This is a genomic window from Paucilactobacillus nenjiangensis (genome assembly GCF_005405445.1).
GTDB classification, from domain to species: domain Bacteria; phylum Bacillota; class Bacilli; order Lactobacillales; family Lactobacillaceae; genus Paucilactobacillus; species Paucilactobacillus nenjiangensis.
In genome coordinates, this window is sequence record NZ_BJEB01000080.1 from 1 (window position 1) to 7,788 (window position 7,788).

The window sequence follows — 7,788 nt, forward strand, 5'->3', positions numbered from 1 at the left end:
GCGCCTTGAGACGCTGGCAAGTACATAGGGCTTATAGCCCATGAACAAACCACCCGTTTTACGGGCGGTTATGATTTGTTTTTTGCTATAATCATTTTTAGAGGAAGAAACCATGACTGAGTTTATGCAACAACAACTCAATATTGATACTACACGAAAAATCATCCATATTGATATGGATGCTTTTTATGCTCAAATTGAAATGCGTGATCACCCTGAATGGCGGCAGCAACCATTGGTCATTGCTAAGGATCCACGTAAAACAGGTGGTCATGGCGTTGTTGCAACGGCTAATTATGCCGCCAGAAAGGCAGGTATTCATTCTGCCATGAGTGCGGCCAAAGCACTGGAATTAGAACCTAAGGCCGTCTTTAAAACTCCGGACTTTACTTTATATCGTCGCATTTCAGCTCAGGTACATGAAATTTTTCATCGTTATACTGATAAAGTGGAACCAATTGCTTTTGATGAAGCATATTTAGATGTTACTGAAAATAAGCAGGGTATCACCAATCCAGTTGATTTAGCCCATCGCCTTCAAGCTGAAATATTCGAAGAAACTAAATTAACCTGTTCAACAGGCATTTCATATAATAAATTTTTGGCCAAGTTGGCGTCTGAGTATCGAAAACCAGCGGGGGTAGCAGTGATTAATCCTGATGATGTGGAATTCTTTTTATTTAAATTACCAATTGAAGATTTTCGTGGGGTTGGGAAGAAGACAGTGCCTAAGATGCATGATATGGGGATTGATAATGGTGCTGATTTGTATGCTAGGTCGGAAGCGGAACTGATGGCCAAATTTGGCAAAATGGGTTACATTCTGTATCGGCGTGTACGAGGCGAAGATAACCGCCCAGTTGAGTATCAACGAGATCGTAAGTCAATTGGGAAGGAACGAACCTATACACAGTTAATTAATTCAGATGAGGGTGCGCAAGCTCAGCTCACTTACTTATCCGAATTAGTGGCAGAAGCGCTGCGCACTAACCAAAAACATGGTAAAACCGTGGTCCTTAAAATTAGATATCAGGATTTTTCAACGATAACCAAGCGGGAAACGCAAACTGAGTTTGTTGATAATACGCCAGAGGCAATATATTTTTTGGCAAATCAGATTTACGAAGACTTACCTAAAAATGATGATGCAATCAGATTGTTGGGAATTACAGTGACGAACCTATCCCCAGCTACATTTGAAAACATTACTTTGCCATTATTTAAACATTGATAAAACAACCTTTGAAACCAACATCAATAAACGGTATACTGGAGAATGGACTTTATCACGATGTCTCTTTAGAGAGAGGAATAAATTAATATGAATGTACAAGAAGAAATCTTAGAAAAAATTAAAAAATATCAAAAAATTATTATTCATCGGCATCAACGCCCCGACCCAGACGCAATTGGTTCTCAAACGGGATTAGCTGAAATCTTAAAAGTCTCATTTCCAACAAAAGAAATTTTCATGGTTGGAAAAAAGATTCCAGGGTTTGCTTGGATTGGCGAAATGGATGAAATTGATAATGAAGTATTTGATGATGCGTTGGTGATTGTCACTGATACTGCCAATGCTCCCAGAATTGATGATCGCCGGTTTGATCAGGGTGATATGTTAATTAAAATTGACCATCATCCAAATGATGAACCGTATGGCGATATCATGCTAGTGAAAACTGAAGCATCAAGTTGTTCAGAAATTATTTATGATTTTTATCATCATTTTAAAGATGAACTTACGTTACCTCAAAACGCGGCGCATGCTCTATTAGCTGGTATTATCGGAGATACAGGACGCTATCTTTATCCAGCAACAACGGCCCATACAATGAAAGTTGCAGCCGCTTTAATGGAACTAGGTGCTGATAACTCAAAGATTGGCCAACAAGAAAATGAAATGCCTTTGCCGGTAGCAAGATTATCGGCATACGTCTATGAGAACCTTGAAATTATGTCTCATGGGGCAGCGTATTTGATTTTAACCACCGAAATTTTGGATAAATTTGATTTAAAAGACTCTGGTACATCGGGAATCGTGCCTTTGCCAGGCCAAATTAGTGATGTTGTTTCTTGGGCAATTTTTGTTCAACAAGATGATAAGAGTTATCGAGTTCGCTTACGCTCAAAAGGTGAACCAATTAATGAAATTGCTAAACTTCATGATGGTGGTGGGCATCCATTAGCTAGTGGAGCCAAGGCTAAAGATGATGAAGAAGTGAAAGAAATTATTACACAATTAGACCAGTTAACAAAAGAAAATGAGGTATAACATGGCCGAAATATTTAAAAATTTTAATTTTCAATCGTATGTTTATGATGCGATTTCTGATTTAGGATTTAGGGAACCCACGCCGGTTCAAACTAAGGTAATTCCGCTTGTTAAGGCGGGTAAAAGTGTCATTGGACAATCTCAAACTGGTAGTGGTAAAACCCATGCCTTTTTATTGCCAATTTTCGATCAAATTGATGCAAGTTCGAACACAGTTCAAGTTGTCATCACAACTCCCAGTAGGGAATTAGCTTATCAAATTTATGATGCTGCTAAACAAATTGCAGGTTTTGGACCAGACAGCTTAATTGTGCACAACTATGTTGGTGGAACAGATAAAGCTCGTCAAATTGATCAATTGAAACGTCATCAACCACAAATTGTGATTGGCACCCCAGGAAGAATTTGGGATTTAATTTCAGCTCAATCACTAGATGTTCATACAGCTAAACAATTTGTCATCGATGAGGCAGATATGACTCTTGATATGGGATTCTTGGACCAAGTTGACAAAATCGCTGGTAGTTTACCTGCTGATTTACAAATGTTGGTGTTCTCCGCAACTATTCCAGAAAAATTACGTCCATTCTTGCGTAAGTACATGAATAATCCAGTCATTGAAGAAATACCGGTTACGTCAGTAATCAATCCTGATGTTGATAACTGGTTACTTTCAACTAAGGGTAAAAGTAAAAATGCATTAATTTACAAATTAATTACTATGGGTGACCCATATTTGGTGCTCATTTTTGCTAATACTAAAACACGAGTGGAAGAAATTCACGCCTATCTACAACAACAAAATTTAAAAGTTGCCATGATTCATGGTGACATTAAACCACGTGAACGAAAACGAGTGATGCGTCAAGTTCATAACTTGGAATTCCAATTTGTTGTGGCGACTGATTTGGCCGCCCGCGGGATTGATATTGATGGAGTTTCCATGGTCATCAATGATGAAATTCCGACTGATTTAGATTTCTTTATTCATCGTGTTGGGCGAACCGGCCGTAAAGGGATGAACGGTACCGCTGTGACATTGTATGAACCAGGTGATGATAAGGCAGTTGTGGCACTTGAACAACTGGGTGTGAAGTTTAAAGATAAAGAAATCAAAAATGATGAAGTGGTTGATACTTATGACCGTTTACGCCGGACCAAGCGCAAGCCTCGTCAAGAAGAGTTAGATATTACCATGAAGGGTTACGTCAAGAAACAAAAGAAGACTGTTAAACCCGGTTACAAGAAAAAAATCAAGGGTGCAATTGCGGAACAAGCGATTCAAAAGCGTCGTATTGAACAACGTGCTGAATTCCGTCGAGCAAAAAAAGCAAAAAAGAATTCCTCCCGTTGATTTTTGGAAACTGCTCGACTATAATAAACACTGTTCTGGGACATATTTACCAGTTGAATTTTTAGAAACGTTTTGGGGCTGAGAAAAACGATGCAGACTGGTAAATGCTACCCAATAGGATGTGTAATTGAATAAATTGTATATCGGCTTTAACGATTAAGAGGTTAACGATTTCCATCGTTGCAATCAGAGTGGTACCGCGTCATAGACGTCTCTGAAAGCAATGGTGGATTTTTTATATAAAAAAGTTTAGGAGAATTTTTATGAGTGAATTAAAGCAATTATCAAGTAGTGAAGTACGACAAATGTTCCTCGATTTTTTTGCTCAACATGGCCATAAAATTGAACCAAGTGCATCATTAGTACCAGTGGACGACCCAACACTGTTATGGATTAACTCTGGCGTTGCAACAATGAAAAAGTATTTTGATGGATCAGTTGTCCCAGAAAATCCAAGATTAGTTAGTTCGCAAAAGAGTATTAGAACAAATGATATTGAAAATGTCGGAAAAACTGCTCGTCATCATACTTTATTTGAAATGCTCGGGAATTTTTCTGTTGGTGATTATTTTAAACAAGATGCCATTCCATGGGCGTGGGAATTATTAACCAGTCCTGATTGGTACGGTTTGGATCCAGAAAAATTATATATTACCGTGTATCCAAAAGACAAAGAAGCTCGCCAAGTTTGGGAAAAGATTGGCATTAAGCCAGATCACATTTTAGAAGATGAAGATAACTTTTGGGATATTGGTCGTGGACCTTCGGGACCTGATTCCGAAATCTTTTATGATCGTGGCCAAGAAATGAATAATTTGAGTGAAGATGATCCTGAGAGTTATCCCGGTGGTGAAAATGAACGCTATTTGGAAATTTGGAACATTGTCTTTTCACAATTTAACCATACGCCTGAAGACACTTTTGAACCATTACCACATAAAAATATTGATACGGGGATGGGACTAGAACGAGTAGTGTCAATTTTTCAACATACTCGGACTAATTTCGAAACAGATTTATTTTTGCCATTAATCAAAGCCACTGAGAAGGTTAGTGACCATAAAGTTTATGGCAAAGCCAGTGCTGATGACGTTTCATTCAAAGTGATTGCTGATCATATCCGTGCAATTACCTTTGCCATTGGTGATAGCGCATTGCCATCTAACGTCGGCCGTGGTTATGTCATTCGCCGATTAATTCGACGGGCAGTCGTCAACGGTAAAAAATTGGGTATTAACGATGCATTCTTGTATCAACTTGTTCCAACCGTTGGTGAAATTATGCAAGCATACTATCCAGAAGTGTTAGCTAATGCGGACTATATTGCATCTGTAATTAAATCTGAAGAAGATCGATTTAATGCCACTTTAAATGACGGTCTAGATTTGTTAAATGCTACGATTGCTGACACTAAAGCTAATCATAGCGACAAAATTGATGGTGAAGCTGCCTTTAAGCTCTACGATACGTACGGTTTCCCAATTGAATTAACGCGTGAATATGCGGAAGATGAAGGATTACAAGTCGACGAAGACGGTTTTGATGCAGAAATGCACAAACAACAGAACCGAGCTCGTAACGCCCGCGGAAATACCAAATCAATGGGTGTTCAAAGTGATTTCTGGATTAGTGTCAAGGATGAAAGCGAGTATGTTGGATACGATAATTTGGTCGTGGATGATGCCAAAGCTATCATTGTTGCGCAAGACGAAACAGACGTTACTGAAGCTCAACCTAGTGAAAACGCGATTGAGATTATCTTTGACCGGACACCTTTCTACGCTGAAATGGGTGGTCAAGTTGCTGATACTGGGGCCATTATTAATAATTTAGGTGAAGAAGTTGGCCGAGTTACAGACGTTCAACATGCACCAAATGGTCAAAATTTACACACAGTTATTTTAAGTAAGCCATTGAAAAAGGGTGCACGCTACAAATTAGTCGTTGATCGTGCACGCCATTTGAAAATTGAAAAAAATCATACAGCCACACATTTGTTAGATCAAGCTTTACGCAATGTGTTAGGTGGACACACCCAACAGGCTGGTTCATTAGTTGAACAACATTATTTGCGCTTCGACTTCAATCATTTCGGATCTATTACTGAAGACGACTTGCAACAAGTTGAGCGAATGGTGAATGAACAAATTTGGCGAGAAATTGAGATTCAAACGGTTGAAACGGACTTAGAATCTGCCAAAGAAATGGGTGCCATCGCCTTGTTTAGTGAAAAATATGGTGATCGAGTACGCGTTGTTAAAATTGGCGATTTTAATACTGAATTTTGTGGCGGAGATCACGTTCGTAATACTAATGAAATTGGTATCTTTAAAATTGTTTCTGAGGCTGGTGTGGGTGCCGGTGTTCGTAGAATTGAAGCAGTTACTGCAGAGGATGCATACAAACTGTTACATGATCGAGAAACATTATTAAAACAGTCAGCTGAAATTCTTAAGGTGCCACAAATCAAAGAATTGCCTCACAAGATTGAAGCTCTTCAGAGTGAATTAAAAGAAGTTCAACGTGTCAACGACAGTTTGCAAAGTAAATTAACTTCACAACAAGCTTCTGATGTTTTCGGAAACGTTCAATCAACTAACCAAGGTACTTTGGTTGCTGAACAAGTCCAAGTCAATGGCATGGATCAATTACGTCAATTAGCTGATACTTGGCGTAGTAAGGCAGTTTCAGATGTTTTGGTCTTAGCAGCAGTGGTCAATGATAAGGTTAATTTAATCGTTGGGGTAAGTGACGCAAAAGTTAAAGAAGGTCTGAAAGCAGGAGATATTATCAAAACAATTGCACCTGTAATTGGTGGTGGTGGCGGTGGTCGTCCGAACATGGCTCAAGCTGGTGGAAAAAATCCTGCTGGAATTGATACTGCTTTGTCTCAGGCAAAAGACTTTTTGAATTAGTTTTCAAAATGTAGTTTACATTAAAAATGCGTTACAGTACTTGTCATTGATTGTACTTTTGCATTGTGTTTAGTACTATTAAGACATAAACAAATTAATGTGGGGGTGGGTTTAATGGCAGTAGATAAAACAATGTTTTTTGATTTTGGAGATAGTAATCAAAAGAATGTTCACGAAACATTAAATACGGTTTACGAAGCACTTGAGGAAAAAGGTTATAATCCGATTAACCAGATAGTTGGGTATTTATTGTCTGGCGATCCGGCTTATATTCCCCGCTTGAACGATGCGCGTAATTTAATCAGAAAATTTGAACGTGATGAAATTATTGAAGAGCTAGTGCGCTCTTATTTAAAAACTAAAGGTGATGCTTAATGCGACTAATGGGATTAGATGTCGGTTCAAAAACCGTCGGAATTGCAGTGAGCGATCCATTAGGTTGGACAGCACAGGGTGTTGAAATTATTCCAATTAATGAAGATGAACAAATTTTTGGTATTGAACGAGTGAAAGAATTAGTCCAAGCCAAAAAAGTTGCTGGTTTTGTTGTGGGCTTACCAAAAAATATGAATAACAGCGAAGGCCCTAGAGTTGAAGCTGCTCGTAATTATGGTAAACTTCTGGAGGAGACTTTTAATCTTCCAGTGGATTTTCAAGACGAACGATTGACCACGGTTGAAGCCTCTCGAATGTTAGTGGAAGAAGCTGATACTTCTCGTGCAAAACAAAAGAAAGTTATTGATAAACTGGCGGCCAGTCTAATTTTACAAAATTACTTAGATGGCCATGGCAAACTACTACAAGAACTGTGAGGAAATAATAATGGCTGAAGAACATAATCACGACCATAACCACGAAGATGAAGATTTAATTACATTAGTAGATGATGATGGTAACGAAGAGCTTTATAAGGTTCTCTTTACATTCGATTCTGATGATTTTGGTAAATCATATATTCTTCTTTATCCATCAAGCGCTGAAAATGATGAAGAGGTTGACATTCAGGCTTATGCCTACAACCCAGATCAAAGCGAAGATTCAGAAGGCGATTTACAGCCTATCGAAGATGAAGCTGAATGGGAAATGGTTGAAGAAGTTTTGAATACATTTCTTGATGACGAAGGCAACTTCGACGCTTAAAATATCTGTACAAAGTAAATGTTGAACAACAAATGTGGCTGGGAAAAAACTAATTCCAGACTATAAAAAATAAAGGGACTTTGGAAAAACACTCCAAAGTCCCTTTA

The 7,788-nt window shown here is 38.4% G+C and carries 7 protein-coding genes; all 7 read left to right on the forward strand.

Annotated elements, in window-relative coordinates:
• The first annotated feature begins 112 nt into the window (after positions 1–112).
• The 7 genes from dinB (at position 113) to FFM59_RS09365 (ending at position 7,681) form a co-directional block, all read left to right on the forward strand.
• Complete coding sequence (gene dinB / locus FFM59_RS09335) at positions 113–1,231, forward strand: DNA polymerase IV (protein ID WP_137602768.1); 1,119 nt, start codon at positions 113–115, stop codon at positions 1,229–1,231.
• Positions 1,232–1,321: 90 nt separating this feature from the next.
• Complete coding sequence (locus FFM59_RS09340; RefSeq protein ID WP_137602769.1) at positions 1,322–2,272, forward strand: DHH family phosphoesterase; 951 nt, start codon at positions 1,322–1,324, stop codon at positions 2,270–2,272.
• A gap of 1 nt (position 2,273) precedes the next feature.
• Entirely contained in the window at positions 2,274–3,626 is a 1,353-nt protein-coding gene (locus FFM59_RS09345) for a DEAD/DEAH box helicase (protein WP_137602770.1), read from the forward strand.
• A gap of 263 nt (positions 3,627–3,889) precedes the next feature.
• Positions 3,890–6,541: an alanine--tRNA ligase gene (gene alaS / locus FFM59_RS09350; RefSeq protein ID WP_137602771.1), complete on the forward strand. Its 2,652-nt coding sequence runs from the start codon at positions 3,890–3,892 to the stop codon at positions 6,539–6,541.
• Positions 6,542–6,655: 114 nt separating this feature from the next.
• Positions 6,656–6,916 carry an IreB family regulatory phosphoprotein gene (locus tag FFM59_RS09355; protein WP_137602772.1) on the forward strand — a complete coding sequence of 87 codons (261 nt, stop codon included), beginning with the start codon at positions 6,656–6,658 and terminating at the stop codon, positions 6,914–6,916.
• Positions 6,916–7,353: a Holliday junction resolvase RuvX gene (gene ruvX / locus FFM59_RS09360; RefSeq protein ID WP_137602773.1), complete on the forward strand. Its 438-nt coding sequence runs from the start codon at positions 6,916–6,918 to the stop codon at positions 7,351–7,353. Before FFM59_RS09355 ends, ruvX begins: the two co-directional genes overlap by 1 nt.
• A 10-nt stretch (positions 7,354–7,363) precedes the next feature.
• A complete protein-coding gene (locus tag FFM59_RS09365) occupies positions 7,364–7,681 on the forward strand; it encodes a DUF1292 domain-containing protein (protein ID WP_137602774.1) in 318 nt (105 codons plus the stop codon).
• Positions 7,682–7,788 lie beyond the last annotated feature (107 nt).